Source organism: Pseudomonas sp. 18-147, from assembly GCF_051048045.1.
Taxonomy (GTDB): Bacteria; Pseudomonadota; Gammaproteobacteria; order Pseudomonadales; family Pseudomonadaceae; genus Pseudomonas; species Pseudomonas aeruginosa.
The window spans coordinates 3,595,395-3,616,042 of the sequence record NZ_CP182296.1 but is presented as its reverse complement, the minus strand read 5'-3'; the positions used below and the strand labels follow the sequence as shown (position 1 = coordinate 3,616,042).

Below are 20,648 nucleotides of genomic sequence, written 5' to 3'. Positions count from 1 at the left end.
CCTGGGCGAGCCGCGTCGATGCAGCGCGCCCGTTTGCCGGAATCCGCCTGCTGCATGTCGCGTCACCTTCCATCGTCTTTCGTTTCCCTGCGCAGCCTGGCCGGGCATGCGCCCGCTGTGCTTTGCGTGCTGCTGCTGGCGTTGCTCAGCGCCAGCCTGGCCAGCCAGACGCGCTCGCTGCGCCGCGAGCTGGCGGAATTGCCCGCCGCAGCGGCCCCGGCGCCGCCAGCCAACCCTTCAGCGGCCCCGCGCGCGGCGTTAGCCGGCTTGTTCGGTGGCGCTCCGTCGCCGTGCGGCGCGACGGCGGGCGAGCGTCTGCAATTGCGCCTGCTGGCCTGCTTCCTGGCGCGTCGCGAGGACCGCTCGGCGGCGCTGATCGCGGTGGCCGGGCGCTCGCAGCGCTTCCTGCCGGGCGCCGAAGTGCGCCCCGGCACCGTGCTGCTGGCGGTTCATCGCGACCATGTGGTGCTGCGCGACCAGGGTTATGAAGAACGTCTGTATTTCCCCAAAGCCGAAGGGGCAGAAACCACCCATGCCACGTTGTAGTACCCGTTCCGCCCAGCGCCTGTCTCCGCTGTTCCTGGTCCTGTCGCTGGCCGTCCTCGGCCTGGCGCCGCCGGTCCATCCGGCACCTGCCGAGACTGCCGCCGCGCAAGAGGAAGAGCAGTGGACGATCAACATGAAGGATGCCGAGATCGGCGACTTCATCGAGCAGGTATCGAGCATCAGCGGCCAGACCTTCGTCGTCGATCCGCGGGTGAAGGGGCGGGTCACGGTGGTATCCCAGGCGCGGCTCAGCCTGGCGGAGGTCTACCAACTGTTCCTTTCGGTGCTCGCCACCCATGGCTACGCGGTGCTGCCGCAGGGCGACCAGGCGCGTATCGTGCCGAACATGGAGGCACGCCAGGACGCCGCGCAGAAGACCGTCCGCGATGGGCCGGGCAGCCTGGAGACGCGGGTGGTCCAGGCGCAGCAGACCTCGGTGGCGGAACTGATCCCGATGATCCGGCCGCTGGTCCCGGCCCATGGCCATCTGGCCGCCGTGCCGTCGGCCAACGCGCTGATCGTCAGCGACCGCCGCGCCAACATCGAGCGCATCGAGGCGATCGTGCGCAGCCTCGACCGGGCCGGCGAACATGACTACAGCATCTACGACATGCGCCATGCCTGGGTCGCGGAAATCGCCGAGGTGCTCGATCGCAGCGTCACCCCGGCCGCCGGGAAGAGCGCCGCCACCGTCCAGGTCCTCGCCGACAGCCGCAGCAACCGCCTGGTCCTGCTCGGGCCGCCGCAGGCGCGAGCGCGCTTGCTGCGGCTGGCGCAGTCGCTCGACGTCCCCTCGTCGCGGTCGGCGAACAGCCGGGTGATCCGCCTGCGCCATGGCGACGCCAAGACCCTCGCCGCCACCCTCGGGGAGATCGGCGAATCGCTGCGCGGCGAGCGGGGCCAGGATGGCCGGGGAAGCGGCAAGCGCGGCCTGCTGGTGCGCGCCGACGAATCGCTGAATGCCCTGGTGATCCTCGCCGACCCGGAGGATGTCGGTCTGCTCGAGGACATCGTCCGCCAGCTCGACGTGCCGCGTGCGCAACTGTTGGTGGAGGCGGCGATCGTCGAGCTGTCCGGCGAGATCGGCGACGCCCTCGGGGTGCAATGGGCGCTGCGTAGCGGGCATGTCGCCGGCGGCGCTGGCTTCGCCGACAGCGGGTTGTCCATCGGCACCCTGCTAGGCGCGTTGCAGGCCGGCAAGCCGCCGGCAGAGCTGCCCGACGGTGCGATAGTCGGCCTCGGCAGTCGCGATTTCGGCGCACTGGTCACCGCGCTGAGCCGCAATAGCCGCAGCAACCTGCTGTCGACGCCGAGCCTGCTGACCCTGGACAACCAGAAGGCGGAAATCCTGGTCGGCCAGAACGTGCCGTTCCAGACCGGCAGCTACACCACCAGCGCCAGCGGTTCGAGCAATCCGTTCACCACTGTCGAGCGCAAGGATATCGGGGTGACCCTCAAGGTCACGCCGCACATCGGCGAGGACCGCATGCTGCGCCTGGAGATCGAGCAGGAAATATCCTCCATCGCGCCAACCGCCACCCTGGCGGCGAAGGCGGTGGACCTGGTGACCAACAAGCGCTCGATCAAGAGCACCGTACTGGCCGACGACGGCCAGGTCATCGTCCTCGGCGGACTGATCCAGGACGACCTGCTGCGCAGCGATTCGCGGGTACCGCTGCTGGGCGACATCCCCGGCGTCGGCCGGCTGTTCCGCTCGTCCCGCGAGACCCGGGTGAAGCGCAACCTGATGGTCTTCCTGCGCCCGAGCATCGTCCGCGATGCCGCCGGCCTGGAGCGCATCAGCCATGGCCGTTACCGTTCCATCCAGTTGCTGCGCGGTGCCGCCGGCGAACCGGCGCGCCCGCTGTTCGAGGATGCCGGCGCCATCGACCTGCGTCCCGCCGCCCAGGGCGCACCGGCACCTATTGGCTCGCCGCGCAGCTATCCGGCTCCAGCCCCGGTGCTGATGGAGAAGCCGCGCCTGGCGGACCCGGCGTCCCTGGGCGACGGTCGCGGCGGCGAGGTGCTGGAGGTTCGCCAGGGCACGCACGCGCCGCAGCCGCCGTCACCCCAGCGCTACGCCGTGCGATTGGTCGAGGGCAGCAGCGAAGCCTTCATGCGCGCGCTGATCGAGCGGCATCCGGGCCTGTCGTTGCGTTTGCGCCGCGAACTGCGCGATGGCCAGGAGCTGTTCGCGGTGGAGCGGGGCGACTACCTCGACCCGGAGCAGGCTCGCCGGGCCCTGGCGGAACTGCCCGAAAGCCTGCCGCGAGGGAAGGCGCGGGTGATTGCGCATACGCCGGGAAGCGCCCTGTGACGGACTTCGAATCCTCGCATCGCGCTCCGTCCACCGGATTGTCCGGCGCGCTGCGGCGGCCGCGCTCCAGCGCAGCGCCACTGCCAGATCTGGCAGTTGTCGCTGGCGGGGACGGAGGCTTTAGTAGCCGCACTTTTTTCCAGGGCCGGGCAGTGGGACCGCAATGCATGGACGACATCGAGACCAGAGTGAGGAAACTGGTAGCCGCCCGGTTCGGCGTGGAGGAATGCGACATCCGGCTGGACAGCGACTTCCGTAACGACTTCGGTGCCGAGTCGCTCGAGGTGGTCGAGCTGGTCATGGCCCTGGAAGCGGAGTTCGGCGTCGAGATCGCCGATGACGATGCGGAACGGATCGAGACCGTGCGCCAGGCCATCGACTATCTCGAGGAAGCCGTGCCGACCTGACTCCCCCTGGACCACCGGCCGATGCCGTGGTCATTCCCTGCGAAACGCTGTGCGCCACCTCCCGCCCTTGCCGGCGGCAAGGTGCGCGACGTCCCGCGCTTCGATTACGCCGGATCGTCCAGCCCGCCCCGGGCCGATCCGGCTTTTTTTTGCCCGCCGCCGAGATTGCGAGGCGGCCGCCGTCGGTTGGATTTCCTGAATCTTCCCGCGCCTCGCCGGTCGACCGAACAAGGGCAGCGTGCCATTCCCGGCGCGTGCCCGCCATTCGTAACGGAGGTCGTCATGGCTACACGACGGAAAACAACACCCCAGGAAATCGATGATATCCAGGACCGCATGGGTTCGATGCGCGAGCTCGATTTCGACGAGCGCCGCCAGGCGCGCAAGGCGCGCAAGGCGCGGATCGGCGACGAGCGGCCCGAGGCCGAGGTGGAGGCCGAGTTTTCCTCGCGGCGGGTACGCGAGGCGGGCCACGCTGGCGGGCAGCCGGACGAGGACGATGGTTACCAGGATAACGTCGGCATGGACGATCTGGCGCCGGAAACCCTGATCGACGAAAGCGGCGCCCGCTCGCCGGCCGAGCGCGGCGGCGAATCGCCTGCGGACAAGCGCCTGAGGGTCGTGCATGGCAACGAGATCGGAGCCGGCCACGGCCTCGACGAGGCCGAGCTGGCGCGTCGTGATCCGCTCGACGGTTCCTCCGACGAGGAACGCTGAGCGCGCAGACTGTATCGAAGTATTTCCGACGCCTGGCGTTCTGTGATCGATTCGGCTCGGTTGGAGTGCGCTGCCGCACGCTTTACAGCCGGACGGAGCGGGGCACCGGATCTACTGCAAAAGCTGATAGTTGTCTTCCCGGGTGACGGCGTTGCACGGTCCTGCGGCGTGCAACCCGGCCTGGGCGAAATACCGGCGGAGCGGACCAGGCTATCCCGTCGGAGGCGATGTCGCCGGGCTGCTGGCTTTCAAGGTTTCCCTTCGATGACCAGGAGCTACCCATGCAGCACAAAAGATCCCGCGCGATGGCGAGTCCGCGCTCGCCGTTCCTCTTCGTCTTGCTGGCGCTCGCCGTGGGCGGTACGGCCAATGCCCATGACGATGGCCTGCCGGCCTTCCGCTATTCGGCGGAGTTACTCGGCCAGTTGCAACTGCCCAGCGTGGCCCTGCCGCTGAATGACGACCTGTTCCTCTACGGTCGCGACGCCGAGGCGTTCGACCTCGAGGCCTACCTGGCGGTGAATGCGCCGGCGCTGCGCGACAAGAGCGAATACCTGGAGCACTGGAGCGGCTACTACAGCATCAACCCGAAAGTGTTGCTGACCCTGATGGTCATGCAATCCGGGCCGTTGGGGGCGCCGGACGAGCGCGCCTTGGCGGCGCCGCTGGGACGGCTGTCGGCGAAACGCGGCTTCGATGCCCAGGTCCGCGACGTGTTGCAGCAGTTGTCGCGGCGCTACTACGGTTTCGAGGAATACCAGTTGCGCCAGGCGGCTGCGCGCAAGGCCGTCGGCGAGGACGGCCTGAACGCGGCATCGGCCGCGCTGCTCGGTCTGTTGCGAGAGGGGGCGAAGGCCTCCGCCGTGCAAGGCGGCAATCCGCTCGGCGCCTACGCGCAGACCTTCCAGCGCCTGTTCGGCACCCCGGCCGCGGAACTCCTGCAGCCGCGCAACCGCGTGGCCCGGCAACTCCAGGCGAAGGCCGCGCTGGCGCCGCCATCCAACCTGATGCAATTGCCCTGGCGCCAGGGCTATTCCTGGCAGCCCAACGGAGCGCATTCGAACACCGGCTCGGGCTATCCGTACTCGTCCTTCGATGCGTCCTACGACTGGCCGCGCTGGGGCAGTGCGACCTACAGCGTGGTCGCCGCCCACGCCGGTACGGTACGGGTGCTGTCGCGCTGCCAGGTACGGGTGACCCACCCCAGCGGCTGGGCCACCAACTACTACCATATGGACCAGATCCAGGTGAGCAACGGCCAGCAGGTCAGCGCCGACACCAAGCTCGGCGTCTATGCCGGCAACATCAACACCGCGCTCTGCGAGGGTGGCAGCTCCACCGGACCGCACCTGCATTTCTCGCTGCTCTACAACGGCGCCTTCGTTTCCCTGCAGGGCGCCAGCTTCGGTCCGTACCGGATCAACGTCGGCACCAGCAACTACGACAACGACTGTCGCCGCTACTATTTCTACAACCAGAGCGCCGGCACCACCCATTGCGCTTTCCGTCCGTTGTACAACCCCGGCCTGGCGCTCTGAGTCGGCGCGGGGCCCGGCTCCAGCCGGGCCCCGCCGCGAGCGAAACGGCGCTGAACAGCTGGCGCGTCGCTGCCGCCGCGCCCGGCGCCAGGCTGACCGCGTGGGCCGGCATGCTCAGCCGCGCCGGGGCAGCAGGGAGTAGGCGTCGCGAACCACATCCTTGCCGTAGTGGCGTTCCAGGCGGCGGACGACGAAGTGACCGCGCGCCATGGCCTGGAAATGGTTCATGAACACCGTGTTGATCGCCGCGCCGCCGAGGGCACCGACGATGGGCACGATCTGCGCCGCAAGCTTTTCCGAATACTGCACGCCCAGGCGCTCGGCGACCTTGCGCACCAGGGCCAGGAGCATCGGCGCGGCCTTCTTGCTGCCGGCGTCCTTGCCGAGGAAGTCGGCGGCCGCCTTGACCTGCTGGGCCAGCGCCGTACGCACCGCGTAGTAGCCGGACTCCGACGCGTCGTCCGAGGCGGATTTGCCGCCGAGGGCGAAGACTTCGATACAGGCCATCAGGGTGTCCATGTCCCTGATCGACTCGCCCTCGCTGCGCGCGATGTCGGCGATGGAACGGAAGATGATGCCGGTGGTGACCGGCACCTCGACCAGCATCGCCAGCGGCCCGAAGAAGCCGCCGACGCCACCGGAAACGGCGGCGCCGAGGGTATGCAGGCGGTTCGCCGGCTGACCGCTGGCGTTTTCCTGGAGGGTGGCGGTGGCCGAGCGGGCGACTTTCAGCAGCGCTCCCTCGATCACCGAACCGAGCTTCTCGTTGACCTTCCGTGGCAGCTTCTTCAGGCCGTATTCGATCGGCGTGCCCAGCAGGCTGGTGAGTTGCGCGGTGAGTCCAGGGTTCTCCAGCAGGTTCTTGGCGGCCTGGAGTTGCTTGAGATCGGCGGGGGAAAGGCTCATGGAAGGTCCGGCTGACGGTGGTCGGTCAACCTAACCACTGTCCGCCGGCGTTGTCCACGCTCAATAGTCGCCGCGCTTGCGGAAGGCCCAGCGGCCGGCGAGGAAGGTGAAGCTGGCGACCAGCACGAGCATGATCCAGAAGCCTTCAGGATCGTCGGCGAAGGGAATCCCGCCGACGTTCATGCCGAAGAAGCCGGCGACGATGTTGATCGGCAGGGCCAGCACCGTGACCATGGTCAGGGTGAAGAGGATGCGGTTGTTCTGTTCGTTGAGCTTGGCCGCGATCTCTTCCTGCAGCAGCTTGATCCGTTCGCCCAGGGCGGTCAGGTCGCTGATCACCAGGGAGAACTCCTCGGTGGCTTCGCGCAACTCACGCAGGTCGGCATCCTGTAGCCATTCCGGCGGTCGGTTGAGCAGGCGCAGCAGCGAACCGGGCTCCAGCGCCAGCAGGCGTTGCAGGCGTACCAGCACGCGCCGCATGGCGCCGAGGTCGGCGCGGTTGGCGGAGAGGCGCAGGGCCAGTAGCTGGTCCTCGATGCGGTCCACTGCGACGCTGGTTTCGCGGACGATCTGGGTCAGCACGTCGCCCTGGTCGCGCAACAGGTGGATCAGCAACTGCAGGGGCGAACGGAAAGGTTCGCCGTGCTTCACCGAAGAGCGCAGCTTGTCCACCGAGCGCAGCGGTTGCGCTCGTGCACTGACCAGCAGCCGGCCACGGGCGCAGACCCACAGGGTGGCGACGTCCGAAGAGACCAGGCCGAAGTTGAAGACCACGTCGTTGACCACTGCCAGCAGCGCCGAGTCGACGTGTTCGATGCGCGTCGAGCGCGACCCCTCGCGCAGGCTTTCGAAGAAATACTCCGGCAGTTCCAGATGCTTCTTCATCCAGCGCTCGCAGGCGGCATGGGCGAGGTTCAGGTGCAGCCAGAGGAACTCGTCCGGCGCCTCCTCGCGAGCCTGCCGCAGGCAGGCGAGGGCGGTAACCGAGTCGATTTCCCGCCCCGCTTCGCCGGGGCGGAAACGGAAACCGTAGATCAGGCCGAACAGGTCGGCGTCCTGGGGCGGGGAGATACCGTGATGCATGGTCGCTCGCGGGAGAGGATCGGTTGGATAACTTGGCATCGTGACGATGACGCTTTGATTGCAGGACGATGAAGGCCGCTTCGCGGGATGCCCGGCGATGCTTTCCGTTGGAACTGTCGGGGTCGTCTTGCCGTCGCCTCGCGCCGACGAACTACGAGGTGCCGGGAAGTGCTATTTCATTTCTCCCGGTTTTTTATGAAATACGCATCGTAGAGTTCTGATATTTGCCCGCTGGGTTATTTAGTCGATTTGCCGTGCCAGGTGATGGGGGTTGTTTATAAAGTATTATAACTTTTTGATTATATATTGTTTATCAATTAGATAGGCGTGTGATGGCTAAATGGCTGCATGTTTTCCAGGGGTTATCTAAATTGAATTTTTCATGGGGGTTTTCTTAGTCGTTATATATAAAGTCAGACTCGCCTTTTATTTAAAAGCTGCTATTTCTGGATTACATGGTGCGGCCGTTCGGTCGCTGCTTGACAAGAGGAATGTCGGAAATGTCGATCCAGGCGAAAGTTACCCCTATCGATCAGAGTATTTCTTCTGCGGCTGCCGTCGAGGTTCCGGAAAACGGGATACTCAAACTCTCCCAGAGCAGTAATGTCGCGCTCGATGTCGCACCGGAGTCGGTGGCGGGATACTCGAAGAGCGGTTCGGACCTGATCGTCCAGCTGAAGACCGGGGAAAGCGTCCGGATCGCCAACTTCTATGCGGAAGGCCAGCCTTCCAGCCAACTGTTCCTGGCCGACAAGGACAAGCTGGTGGCGGTAGATCTGCCGCCGGTCGCTGCCGACGGGCCGCTGATGGCCGGCTACATCCCGCAGGAAAGCCTGGCCGGTTTCGAGTCGCTGACCGGCGCCGGTGTGCTCGGTGGCATGAGCGCAGGGACTGCGCTGCTGGTCGGTGCGGCGGCCATCGGCGCCGGGGTGGCGATTTCCAACAGCAGCGGCGGCGGTGGCGGCGGCGGTTCTTCGGTGCCCCCGGACACCACTCCGCCGAAGGCGGCCAGCGGCCTGAAGATAGCGCCTGACGGCAGCAGCATCAGCGGCCAGGCCGAGGCCGGCGCGAGCGTCGGCATCGATACCAATGGCGACGGCAAGCCGGACCTCACCGTGATCGCCGATGCCAACGGCAATTTCACCGCTCCGCTGAACCCGCCGCTGACCAATGGCCAGACGGTCACCGTGGTGGTCACCGACCCGGCTGGCAACGCCAGCCCGCCGGCCCAGGTCACCGCTCCGGACACTACCGCCCCGGCGCCGGCTACCGACGTGCAGGTGGCGCCGGACGGCAGCAGCGTCACCGGCAAGGCCGAACCCGGCTCGACGGTGGGCGTCGATACCGACGGCGACGGCCAGCCGGACACCACCGTGGTGGTCGGCCCCGGCGGCAGCTTCGAGGTTCCGCTGAACCCGCCGCTGACCAATGGCGAGACGGTGACGGTGATCGTTACCGACCCGGCCGGCAACAACAGCACCCCGGTGACCGTCGAGGCGCCGGACACCACCGCCCCGGCGCCGGCCACCGACGTGCAGGTGGCGCCGGACGGCAGCAGCGTCACCGGCAACGCAGAGCCGGGCGCCACCGTCGGTGTCGACACTGACGGCGACGGCCAGCCGGACACCACCGTGGTGGTCGGTCCCGGCGGCAGCTTCGAGGTTCCGCTGAACCCGCCGCTGACCAATGGCGAGACGGTGACGGTGATCGTTACCGACCCGGCCGGCAACAGCAGCACCCCGGTCACCGCCGAAGCCCCCGACTTCCCCGACGCGCCCCAGGTCAATGCCAGCAACGGCAGCGTCCTCAGTGGTACGGCGGAAGCGGGCGTGACCATCGTGATCACCGACGGCAACGGCAATCCGATCGGCCAGACCAGCGCCGATGCCAACGGCAACTGGAGCTTCACCCCCGGTAGCCAACTGCCGGATGGCACCGTGGTCAATGTGGTGGCCAGGGACGCCGCCGGCAACAGCAGCCCGGCGACCTCCATCACCGTCGACGGCGTGGCGCCGAGCGCGCCGGTGGTCGAGCCGAGCAACGGCAGCGAACTCAGCGGGACTGCCGAACCGGGCAGCAGCGTGACCCTGACCGACGGCAATGGCAATCCGATCGGCCAGACCACCGCCGATGCCAACGGCAACTGGTCTTTCACGCCGTCCACCCCGCTGCCGGACGGTACCGTGGTCAACGTGGTGGCCAGGGATGCCGCCGGCAACAGCAGTCCGCCGGCCAGCGTTACCGTGGATGCCGTCGCGCCGGCCACGCCCACCGTCGATCCGAGCAACGGTACGACCCTCAGCGGCACCGCCGAGCCGGGCAGTAGCGTGACCCTGACCGACGGCAACGGTAACCCGATAGGGCAGGTCACCGCCGACGGCAGCGGCAACTGGACCTTCACCCCGAGCACGCCGTTGCCCAACGGTACGGTGGTCAACGCCACGGCTACCGACCCGTCCGGCAACGCCAGCTCGCCGGCCAGCGTCACCGTGGATGCCGTGGCGCCAGCCACGCCAGTGGTCAACCCGAGCAACGGCAGCACGCTCAGCGGTACCGCCGAGCCAGGCGCTACCGTGACCCTGACCGACGGCAACGGCAACCCGATAGGCCAGGTCACCGCCGACGGCAGCGGCAACTGGAGCTTCACTCCGACCACGCCGTTGCCCAACGGCACCGTGGTCAACGCCACGGCCACCGACGCCTCCGGCAATACCAGTGCGGGCAGCAGTGTCACCGTGGACTCGGTAGCCCCGGCCACGCCAGTGGTCAACCCCAGCAACGGCACCACGCTCAGCGGCACCGCCGAGCCGGGCAGCAGCGTGACTCTGACCGATGGCAACGGCAACCCGATCGGGCAGGTCACCGCCGACGGCAGCGGCAACTGGAGCTTCACCCCGTCCACGCCGCTGGCGGATGGAACCGTGGTCAACGCCACCGCTACCGACCCGGCCGGCAATACCGGCGGCCAGGGCAGCACCACCGTGGACGCCATCGCGCCGGCCACGCCGACCGTCAACCTGAGCAATGGCAGCAGCCTCAGCGGCACTGCGGAACCGGGCAGCACGGTGATTCTCACCGACGGCAACGGCAATCCGATCGCCGAGGTCACCGCCGACGGCAGCGGCAACTGGACCTACACCCCGTCCACGCCGATCGCCAACGGTACTGTGGTCAACGTGGTGGCCGAGGACGCCGCCGGTAACAGCAGCCCGCCGGCGACGGTGACCGTCGATTCCAGCGCGCCGCCGGCGCCGGTGATCAACCCGAGCAACGGCGTCGTCATCAGCGGCACCGCCGAGGCCGGTGCCACCGTGACCCTCACCGATGCCAGCGGCAACCCGATAGGGCAGGTCACCGCCGACGGCAGCGGCAACTGGAGCTTCACGCCGGGCACGCCGCTGGCCAACGGCACGGTGATCGTCGCCACGGCCACCGACCCGACCGGCAATCCCAGCCCGCAGGCCGCCACCACGGTGGACGCGGTGGCGCCGCCGGCGCCGGTGATCGATCCGAGCAACGGCGCGGAGATCAGCGGCACCGCAGAGGCCGGGGCCAAGGTGATTCTCACCGATGGCAGCGGCAACCCGATCGGCGAAACCACCGCCGACGGCAGCGGCAACTGGACCTTCACGCCCGCCACGCCGCTGGCCAACGGCACGGTGGTCAACGCCGTGGCCCAGGACCCTGCGGGCAATACCGGCCCGCAGGGCAGCACTACCGTGGACGCGGTGGCGCCGAACACGCCTGTGGTCAATCCGAGCAACGGCAACCTGCTCAACGGTACCGCCGAGCCGGGCAGCACCGTGACCTTGACCGACGGCAACGGCAACCCGATCGGCCAGACCACCGCCGATGGCAGCGGCAACTGGAGCTTCACGCCCGGCTCGCAACTGCCCAACGGCACCGTGGTCAACGTGACCGCGAGCGACGCCGCCGGCAATACCAGCCCTCCCGCTACCACGACGGTGGATTCCTCGCTGCCGTCGATCCCGCAGGTGGATCCGAGCAACGGCTCGGTGATCAGCGGCACCGCCGACGCCGGCAACACCATCATCATCACCGATGGCAACGGCAACCCGATAGGGCAGGTCACCGCCGACGGCAGCGGCAACTGGTCCTTCACTCCAGGCATCCCGCTGCCGGATGGCACGGTGGTCAACGTGGTGGCGCGCAGCCCAAGCAATGTCGACAGTGCGCCGGCGGTGATCACGGTGGATGGCGTGGCCCCGGCGGCGCCGGTGATCGACCCGAGCAACGGCAGCGTGATCGCCGGTACCGCGGAAGCCGGTGCGACGGTGATCCTCACCGATGGCGGCGGCAACCCGATCGGCCAGGCCACCGCCGACGGCAGCGGCAACTGGACGTTCACCCCGAGCACCCCGCTGGCCAACGGCACCGTGATCAACGCCGTGGCCCAGGACCCGGCCGGCAATACCAGCGGTCCGGCCAGCGTCACCGTCGATGCCATCGCCCCGCCGGCGCCGGTGATCAATCCGAGCAATGGAGTCGTCATCAGCGGTACGGCGGAAGCCGGGGCCACGGTGATCCTCACCGACGGCAACGGCAACCCGATCGGCCAGGTCACCGCCGACGGCAGCGGCAACTGGAGCTTCACGCCGGGCACGCCGCTGGCCAACGGCTCGGTGATCAATGCGCTGGCCCAGGACGCCGCCGGCAACACCAGCGGCCCGGCCAGCACCACGGTGGACTCGGTAGCCCCGGCCACCCCGGTGCTCGATCCGAGCAACGGTACGGTGATCAGCGGTACCGCCGAAGCCGGGGCCACGGTGATCCTCACCGACGGCGGCGGCAACCCGATAGGGCAGGCCACCGCCGATGGCAGCGGCAACTGGAGCTTCACTCCGGGCACACCGCTGACCAACGGCACGGTGATCAATGCGGTGGCCCAGGACGCCGCCGGCAACACCAGCGGTCCGGTCAGCACCACGGTGGACGCGGTGGCCCCGGCCACCCCGGTGATCGACCCGAGCAATGGTGTCGAACTCAGCGGCACCGCCGAACCCGGCGTCCGGGTGATCCTCACCGATGGCAATGGCAACCCGATCGGCCAGACCCTCGCCGACGGTAGCGGCAACTGGAGCTTCACACCGGGCACGCCGCTGGCCAACGGCACGGTGGTCAACGCCGTGGCCCAGGACCCGGCCGGCAATACCAGCGGTCCGGCCAGCACCACGGTGGATACGGTGGCGCCGGCCACGCCGGTGATCAATGCCAGCAACGGCAGCGTGATCACCGGCACCGCGGAGGTCGGCGCCAAAGTGATCCTCACCGACGGCAACGGCAACCCGATCGGCGAGACCACCGCCGACGGCAGTGGCAACTGGACCTTCACCCCCGGCACGCCGCTGGCCAACGGTACGGTGATCAACGCCGTCGCCGAAGACGCCGCGGGCAACGCCAGCGGTCCGGCCAGCACCACGGTGGACTCGGTGGCGCCGTCCGCTCCGCTGCTGAGCATCAGCGCCGACGGCGCGCTGCTGACCGGCACCGCCGAGCCGAACAGTCAGGTGCGTATCGTGGTCAACGGCGACACCGCCAACCCGATCACGGTCACCGTCGACGGCGCCGGCAACTTCAGCCTGCCGTTCGCGCCGCCGCTGATCACCGGCGAACTGATCGCCGGGGTTGCCGTGGACGCCGCCGGCAACGTCAGCGGGCCGGCCACCATCAACGCGCCGGACCTGGCGCCGCCGACCATCAGCGTGCCGGAAGCCGCCGATACCTGGATCAACGCCGCGGAGATCGGCGACGGCATCCAGGTCGATGTGACGGTCCGTCCGACCATGCAGGTCGGCCAGGTGGTCACGGTCAAGTTCGCCGGGCAGAACGGCTACGAGGCCGAGGTCAGCCATACCCTCACCGCCGGCGACATCGCCGCCGGCAACCTGACCCTGACCCTGACGCCTCCCGGCGGCATGGGCCCGTTCCCGGAGGGCGCCTCGACCGTCACCGCCGACATCAACGGCGGCACCGCGTCGACCCCGGTGCCGTTCACCATCGACACCATTCCGCCGGCGACCCCGGTGCTGTCCCTGGTCGGCAACATCCTGACCATCTCGGCGGAGCCAGGGACCGAGTTGACGGTGACCGTCGACGTCGGCGGGGTGACCGCCACCGCCACGGTGACCGCCGACAACAGCGGGCTGGCGTCGCTGAACCTGCTCACCGACCTGGACATCGACTTCAGTTGGGACCAGTTGCTCAATGCCCAGGTGTCGGTGGTCGGACGCGACCCGGCCGGCAACCCGAGCAACACGGCGAGCATCGGCGTCGGCACCAGCATCGAGCAACCGGTGACCATCGGCAACTTCGGCCTCGACGTCAGCCTCAACCCGCTGAACCCGCGTTTCGGTTTCAGCGGAACCACCGAGCCTGACTCCAGCGTGGTGATCCGGGTCATCACCCCGGCGTTGAACGTCGAATTGCTGCCGATCCAGGCGGATTCGTCCGGAAACTTCTCGCTGAACCTGCTGAGCCCGACCATCCTCACCCAGTTGGGGCTGAACATCACCGACATCCTCAACCTCGGCTCGCAGATCTCGTTCAACCTGGTGTCCACCGACTCCAATGGCAACGACAGCGCCGCCTACGGGATCACCCTGACCCCCAACGGACTGTCGCTCAATATCGGCCAGATCGATGTCAACGGTACTTCCGGCGACGACGTGCTGTCCGGCGCCAACGGCAGTTCGGAGCACATCAACGGTGGCGACGGCAGCGACCTGATCTTCAACGTGGGCACCGGCGATCACGTGGTGGCCGGCAACGGCAACGACACCATCCAGATCACCGCGACCGATTTCGTCAGCATCGATGGCGGCGCCGGGTTCGACACCCTGGTCCTGGCCAACGGCATCGACCTCGACTACAACGCCGTCGGCGTCGGCACGCTCAGCAACCTCGAGCGCATCGACCTCGGCAAGGGCGATTCGGGTAGCGTGCTGACCCTGACCGCGGCGGAGGTGGATGCCATCACCGATGCCAACAACACGTTGCAGATCACCGGCGAGAACAACGACACCCTGAACGTGGTGGGCGCGGTGAATACCGGTACCACGCAACTGATCAACGGCATTACCTACGACGTCTACACCTTCGGCAGTACCACCCTGCTGATCGAGGACAACACGGTACAGGTCGTGGTCTGATGCGCGGGCGCAGGCAGTACGCGCGCAAGGGACGGCGGCATGGGAAGGGAGCCATCTGGCTCCTTTCCCTGGGGCTGCCGATGTTCGCGTCGGCCATGCCCCTCGACCAGGCGGTCAGGGCAGGGCTGGCGATCCACCCGGAAGTACGATCCGCGATGGCCGAAGCGGACCGTGCAGGCACCGAGGTGGAGATGGCCAAAGGGGGGTACTACCCCTCCGTGACGATGTCCGGGGGGCCGCAGGAGTTCGACTTCGGCGAGATCGTCTACGATCTCACCGCGTCGCAGATGCTGTACGACTGGGGTCGGGTGACGAGCAAGGTCGACAGCGCCAGCGCGACCCAGCGCAAGCTGTCCGAGGCGGTGCTGGTGGCGCGCGACGATGCGGCGCTGGATATCGTCGAGACCTACCTCGACGTGCTTGCCTCGGAGCGCCGGGTGGAGGCGGTGCGCGAACACATCCAGCGCCTCGACGGCATCCGCGAGATGACCCAGGCGCGCGGCGGCGACGGCTACGCCGACCGCAGCGAGCTGGATCGCGCCAATCTGGAACTGTCGCGGGCCCAGGAGCAGTTGTCGCTGGAGAAGGGCAACCTGCAGGACGCGCGCAACCAGTACGCGATCCTGGTCGGCCAGGAGCCCGCCGACCTGGTGGAGCCCGAGCCGATGTCGCTGCAACGCTACCTGGCGGCCAGCGATATGGCGCGGGTGATCCGCGAATCGCCTTTGCAGCGCAAGGCCCTGGAGGACGCCAATGTCGCCGAGGCCGAGGTCCGCGAGGCCAAGGCGTCGCTGCTGCCGCAACTGAACCTGGAGGCCAGCGCGCTGCGCCGGGAGATCGGCGGGCATCCGGAAAGCGACTCGGTGGTATCCCTGCGCTTCCGCATGGACACCTTCCAGGGGCTTTCCAACTTCCGCCGGCCGACCGCCGCGCAGCAGCGCCTGGAGTCGGCGAAATGGAGCGCCGACGCGATGCAGCGCGACATCCGCCGGCAACTGCAGAACCTCTTCGACAACGGCGACACGCTGCGCTGGCGAGAACAGTCGCTGACCCAGCAGGTGACCGAGTCGGAGCAGGTCGGCGAGTTGTATCGCGAACAGTTCGAGGTTGGCCGGCGCGACGTGATCGACCTGCTCAACGTGCAGCGCGAGCGGTTCGAGGCAGAGCGGCAACTGATCAACCTGCGGATCGAACGCAAGCGCATCGAGTATCGGGCGGCCGCGCAAGTCGGCCTGTTGGGTCCGCTATTGGAGAACCGGCTGAATCATGGAAGCTGAGAAAACCCCGGATAACGTCGTGATCCTCAACCACGACCCCATCGTCGACCCGTTGCGCCAGGGCTTGTTGCTGCTCTGCCGGCAGCTTGGCCGACCGCTCGGCGACGCTGAACTGGTGGACGGCATGCCGCTGGAGCACGGTCGCCTGCCGTTGCACCTGGTGGCCCGCGCGTTGCGCCGCGCCGACATCACTGCCCAGGTCACCCGCCAGCCGTTGCGCCGGATCGATCGCTACCTGCTGCCGGCCCTGCTGCTGCTCGACGACGGCCGCGCCCTGGTGCTGGTGGGCAACGACGGCGAGCATGCCGAGGTGCTGGTACCGCAGAGCGACGGCGGAAGCCAGAGGATGCCGCTGGCCGAGCTGGAAGCGCTGTACAGCGGCACGGCGATCTTCGCCAAGTGCCGCTACCGCCCGGACGGGCGGGTCGGCGACTACGCCAGCGCCTTGCCCGAACACTGGTTCTTCGGCCCGCTCAAGCGGCTCTGGCGTTCCTACGCCGAGGTCGCCGCCGCAGCGTTGGTGGCCAACGTCCTGGCGGTCGCCTCGGCACTGTTCGCCATGCAGGTCTACGACCGCGTGGTGCCCAACGCGGCCTTCGACACCCTGTGGATCCTCGCCAGCGGCGTGGCCCTGGCGATCGTCCTCGACGGTGTCCTGCGGATCATGCGCGGCCACCTGCTCAACGTGCTCGGCAAGCGCCTCGACCTGCAACTCTCGACCCTGCTGTTCTCCCGCGTGCTGAGCACCCGGGTCGCCGCCAAGCCGGCGTCGATGGGCGCCTTCAGTACCCAGGTGCGGGAGTTCGAGTCGGTGCGCGAGTTCTTTACCTCGTCCAGCGCGGCGCTGATCAGCGACCTGCCGTTCGTGGCGATCTTCCTGCTGATCATCGCCGTGATCGGCGGCCATGTGGTCTGGGTGCCGCTGGTGGCCTGCGTGCTGATGATCCTGCCGGGGCTGCTGACCCAGCGCCTGCTCGGCCACCTGTCGCGGCAGAACCTGCGCGAAGGGGCGATGAAGAACGGCGTGCTGCTGGAAGCCTTCGAGCACCTGGAGACGGTCAAGGCGACCCGCGCCGAAGGCCGCTGCCTGCACCAGTGGGAAACCCTGACCGGCGAACTGGCCGGTACGGCGATGAAGACCCATACCCTGGCCTCGACCCTGAGCTACTCGGCGAGCATCGTCCAGCAGCTCTGCTACGTCGGCGTGGTGGTCTTCGGCGTCTATCGGATCAGCGAGGGCGCGATGACCGTCGGCGGCCTGGTGGCCTGCTCGATCCTCGCCTCGCGGGCCATCGCACCGCTGTCGCAGGCGGCCGGCATCCTCGGTCGCTGGCAGCACACCAAGGTGGCGATGGAAGGCCTCGACCAACTGATGAGCGCCGAGCAGGAGCGACCCCAGGGCAAGCGCTTCGTGCACAAGGAGCGCCTGCAGGGACATTACCGCCTGGAGGGCGTGCGCCTGGCCCACGGCGACAGCCCGCCGGTGGTCGACGTGCAGGCCCTGAACATCCGCGCCGGCGAGCGGGTGGCGCTGCTCGGCGGCAACGGCGCCGGCAAGTCGACCCTGCTGCGCCTGCTCAGCGGCCTGCTCGACGCGCAGGCGGGACGCCTGCTGCTGGACGACGTCAGCCTGACCCAGATCGATCCGGCCGACCGCCAGCGCGGTATCGGCTACCTGCCGCAGGACGTGGCGCTGTTCCATGGCAGCCTGCGCGACAACCTCAACCTGGAGAACGCCGCGCTGGGCGACGAGGAACTGCTGGAGACCCTCGACGGGGTCGGCCTGGGCGCTTTCGTCCGCGGCCACCCGCTGGGGCTGGACATGCCGATCCAGGGCAACGCCAGCCTGTCCGGCGGCCAGCGCCAGGCCGTCGGGCTGGCCCGGGTGCTGCTACAGGACCCTCCGATCCTGCTGCTCGACGAGCCGACCGCGGCCTTCGACCAGGGCAGCGAGAAACAGGTCATCGACTACCTGCAGCAATGGTTGGGCAAGCGCACCCTGGTCATCACCACCCACAAGAAAAGCATGCTCGCCCTGGTCGAGCGTGCGGTGGTCCTGCGCCAGGGCAGGGTGATCATGGACGGCCCGCTGGAGCAGGTGGTGCAGGGCAACCAGGTACAGGCACCGCAGGCCGCCGAAGGAGGCAACCATGGACTCTGACCGCGACGCCGCCGCCCTGCGCCGGCAACTGGCCGACCCGTTGCTGGCGGCTACCCACCCGGTCTACCGGCCGCTGCTCTGGACCCTGCTCGGTTGCGTGCTGCTGTTCATCGGCTGGGCGGCCTGGGCGCAACTGGACGAGGTGACCCGCGGCGACGGTCGGGTCGTGCCGTTCAGCCGCATCCAGAAGATCCAAAGCCTGGAGGGCGGCATCCTCGACCGCCTGCTGGTGAAGGAGGGCGACCTGGTGGAAGTCGGCCAGCCGCTGGTGCGCCTCGACGAGACGCGCTTCCTCACCAACTTCCAGGAGTCGGCGAACCAGGCCAGCGTGCTGCGCGCGGCCATTGCCCGGCTCGACGCCGAGGTGCTAGGCAAGAAGAGCATCGAGTTCCCGCCGGACGTCGATCCCGAGGGGCCGCTGGCGCGTTCCGAACGCGAGCTGTTCAAGTCGCGCCGCGACAAACTGGTGGAGGGCACCCAGGCGATCCAGCGGCAGATCCACCTGGCGCAGAGCCAGCTCGACCTGGTTCGCCCGCTGGTGGCCAAGCGTGCGGTGAGCCAGATGGAGGCGCTCAAGCTGAGCCAGGACATCGCCACCCTCAGCGGCAAGCTGACCGAGCTGAAAAGCACCTATTTCCAGGATGCCTATACCGAGCGCGCACAGCGCAAGGCCGATCTCAGCGCCCTGGAACCGATCGTCCAGCAGCGCCAGGACCAGTTGCGCCGCACCGAGATCCTGTCGCCAGTGCGCGGGCGGGTGAACACCGTGCTGATCAACACCCGCGGCGGGGTGATCCAGCCCGGCGAGCCGATCATGGAAGTGATCCCGGTAGAGGAGCGTCTGCTGGTGGAGGCGAAGATCAAGCCGCGCGACGTGGCCTTCCTGGTTCCCGGCATGCCGGCCAAGGTGAAGATCACCGCCTACGACTACACCATCTACGGCGACCTCAAGGGCACCCTGGAGCAGATCAGTGCCGACACCATCGAGGAGGACACCCCGCATGGCAAGGAGTCCTACTACCAGGTGCTGATCAAGACCGATGGCAGCCAGTTGAAGCGCGGCGAGGAGGTATTGCCGATCATTCCGGGGATGGTCGCCGAGGTGGACATCCTCAGCGGCAAGCGCAGCGTGCTCAACTACCTGCTGCGACCGCTGATCAAGGCGCGCCTTTACTGAGGCGTGCAGGACAGGCCCCGGTCGGTGGAAACGTGCCAGCCGCTTCCCTGTAGCCATGGCGAGCTACGTAGGCGGTGGCGCTGGTAACGCTGCCCGGGCGGGCGCACGCTAGGCGTCGCGCCGAGCTGCGAGGCGCTGTCGGGTCCTGGCGTCGAGTAGCTCGCGCAGGGTCTTGAACAGCGGTGCGCGGTCGGTATAGCGACGGCCGTAGTCGAGGTTGAAGGCATAGTCGAAGTCCGCCGGATTGTCGCCCTGGGTGTGCTGGAGCAGGGTTTCCAGCTTGTCCAGGGCCTTCACTGCCAGGGCTTCGGCGGACTCGCCGCGCTCGTATTCGTCCCACAGGGCGAGCAGGCGGTCGCGCAGCGGCGCGTCGAGGTGACGGGTCAGCTGCAACAGGTCGGCGCGTTCCTGTTCGCCTTTGTCCGGGTGCGCGGCCTGCTCGACGGCGGGGATGTCGCCGTGGATCGCTTCGCCGAGGTCGTGGACCACGCACATGCGCAGGACCTTGCCGAGGTCCAGGCCGGCCAGTTGGTCCTCGAAGGCCAGTGCCATCAGGCACAGCCGCCAGCTATGTTCGGCGGTGCTTTCCGGGCGGCCGGAGGAGGTGTGCGCGGAGCGCAGGACGTCTTTCAGGCGTTCGGCTTCGCGGAGGAATTCGAGGCGGTTGCTCAGCAGTTCGAGGGACATGGCGCGGGCTCCGCTACCGGTGAAACGAGCCTGCAAGCCTAGGCGCGGCGGTGCTGAAGGTCCATGGATAAAATATCCGCGGCGACGTTCAGAGGGTTTCCACCAGGCGCACCGCGCGTCCGTCCGAGAGGGTCATGCGGGTCCAGCGGCAACGGCTGCGCCGGATCGGCACGATGGCCGAGGCGTTCGCTCCGCTGGCGAACTCCAGCGCCGGCGGTGCCAGCAGTTCGCGCCAGCCGAGTTCCTCGAGGGTGGCTTCCTGGCGGAGGATTTCCTCGCTGCAATAGGGCCACAGCGAACGGTCGAGCAGTTCGCCGAGAGGCACGCCGAATTGCGCGGCGCGTGCCGGCGAACAGGCCAACAGGCGATGGGTGAGGTCGCAGATCAGGTGCACGGGTTGCGGGTTGGCCTCGACCAGGCGGGCCAGTGCCTGGTCGGCGGCGGCTTCCAGGCGGGCGCCGAGCAGACGCTCCAGGCGTGCCCGTTCCTCCACCAGCAGCGCCTGGGTACCGGACTCCCAGCGCGAGATGGTCGATTGCGCCACGCCGAGCAATTCGGCGGCATGCGTTTGCTTGACCCGGTGCAGCAGGCGCCAGCGACGCAGGGCGGGGCCCAGGGACGAAGAAGGGAGAGGCTCGGTCATGCTTGGCTACGCGGGCGAAT

The 20,648-nt window shown here is 68.1% G+C and carries 13 protein-coding genes; 9 read left to right on the top strand and 4 right to left on the bottom strand.

Annotation, left to right across the window (positions count from 1 at the left end; genetic code table 11):
- Window positions 1-18: 18 nt before the first annotated feature.
- From ACM0M4_RS17085 to lasA, 5 genes are all read left to right on the top strand, one after another.
- On the top strand, window positions 19-546 hold the full coding sequence (locus tag ACM0M4_RS17085; protein WP_054375951.1) for a type II secretion system protein N: 528 nt from the start codon (window positions 19-21) through the stop codon (window positions 544-546).
- Window positions 533-2,863 carry a type II secretion system secretin GspD gene (gspD, locus tag ACM0M4_RS17080; RefSeq protein ID WP_044265168.1) on the top strand — a complete coding sequence of 777 codons (2,331 nt, stop codon included), beginning with the start codon at window positions 533-535 and terminating at the stop codon, window positions 2,861-2,863. Before ACM0M4_RS17085 ends, gspD begins: the two co-directional genes overlap by 14 nt.
- Window positions 2,864-3,030: 167 nt before the next feature.
- The gene (acpP, locus tag ACM0M4_RS17075) at window positions 3,031-3,270 is read left to right on the top strand and encodes an acyl carrier protein (RefSeq protein WP_003106681.1); all 240 of its coding nucleotides are present in this window, start codon (window positions 3,031-3,033) and stop codon (window positions 3,268-3,270) included.
- Between the two features lie 282 nt (window positions 3,271-3,552).
- The gene (locus tag ACM0M4_RS17070; RefSeq protein ID WP_031762583.1) at window positions 3,553-3,987 is read left to right on the top strand and encodes a hypothetical protein; all 435 of its coding nucleotides are present in this window, start codon (window positions 3,553-3,555) and stop codon (window positions 3,985-3,987) included.
- Window positions 3,988-4,268: 281 nt separating this feature from the next.
- The gene (gene lasA, locus ACM0M4_RS17065; RefSeq protein ID WP_003120216.1) at window positions 4,269-5,525 is read left to right on the top strand and encodes an elastinolytic metalloprotease LasA; all 1,257 of its coding nucleotides are present in this window, start codon (window positions 4,269-4,271) and stop codon (window positions 5,523-5,525) included.
- A gap of 114 nt (window positions 5,526-5,639) precedes the next feature.
- Here lasA and ACM0M4_RS17060 read toward each other — a convergent pair whose 3' ends face one another.
- Both ACM0M4_RS17060 and ACM0M4_RS17055 read right to left on the bottom strand, forming a co-directional pair.
- Complete coding sequence (locus ACM0M4_RS17060) at window positions 5,640-6,431, bottom strand: EcsC family protein (RefSeq protein ID WP_044265163.1); 792 nt, start codon at window positions 6,429-6,431, stop codon at window positions 5,640-5,642.
- A gap of 60 nt (window positions 6,432-6,491) precedes the next feature.
- Window positions 6,492-7,514, bottom strand: coding sequence for a transporter (locus ACM0M4_RS17055; RefSeq protein WP_031684718.1), 1,023 nt, complete (start codon window positions 7,512-7,514; stop codon window positions 6,492-6,494).
- A 500-nt stretch (window positions 7,515-8,014) separates the two neighbouring features.
- On the opposite strand from ACM0M4_RS17055, the gene ACM0M4_RS17050 reads away from it, so the two are divergent.
- The 4 genes from ACM0M4_RS17050 to ACM0M4_RS17035 are packed head-to-tail and all read left to right on the top strand — an operon-like array spanning window position 8,015 to window position 19,298.
- Window positions 8,015-14,683 carry an Ig-like domain-containing protein gene (locus ACM0M4_RS17050; RefSeq protein WP_115288814.1) on the top strand — a complete coding sequence of 2,223 codons (6,669 nt, stop codon included), beginning with the start codon at window positions 8,015-8,017 and terminating at the stop codon, window positions 14,681-14,683.
- Entirely contained in the window at window positions 14,683-15,960 is a 1,278-nt protein-coding gene (locus ACM0M4_RS17045; RefSeq protein ID WP_003102743.1) for a TolC family protein, read from the top strand. The genes ACM0M4_RS17050 and ACM0M4_RS17045 overlap by 1 nt, the downstream gene beginning before the upstream one ends.
- On the top strand, window positions 15,950-18,121 hold the full coding sequence (locus ACM0M4_RS17040; RefSeq protein WP_009876279.1) for a type I secretion system permease/ATPase: 2,172 nt from the start codon (window positions 15,950-15,952) through the stop codon (window positions 18,119-18,121). The genes ACM0M4_RS17045 and ACM0M4_RS17040 overlap by 11 nt, the downstream gene beginning before the upstream one ends.
- On the top strand, window positions 18,111-19,298 hold the full coding sequence (locus ACM0M4_RS17035; RefSeq protein WP_003102741.1) for an HlyD family efflux transporter periplasmic adaptor subunit: 1,188 nt from the start codon (window positions 18,111-18,113) through the stop codon (window positions 19,296-19,298). The genes ACM0M4_RS17040 and ACM0M4_RS17035 overlap by 11 nt, the downstream gene beginning before the upstream one ends.
- Before the next feature lie 108 nt (window positions 19,299-19,406).
- Here the strand turns inward: ACM0M4_RS17035 and ACM0M4_RS17030 are convergent, their stop codons facing one another.
- Together ACM0M4_RS17030 and ACM0M4_RS17025 are read right to left on the bottom strand one after the other, a co-directional pair.
- Entirely contained in the window at window positions 19,407-19,985 is a 579-nt protein-coding gene (locus tag ACM0M4_RS17030) for an HD domain-containing protein (protein WP_003102740.1), read from the bottom strand.
- 88 nt (window positions 19,986-20,073) lie between these two features.
- Complete coding sequence (locus ACM0M4_RS17025) at window positions 20,074-20,628, bottom strand: helix-turn-helix domain-containing protein (protein WP_003088112.1); 555 nt, start codon at window positions 20,626-20,628, stop codon at window positions 20,074-20,076.
- Window positions 20,629-20,648 lie beyond the last annotated feature (20 nt).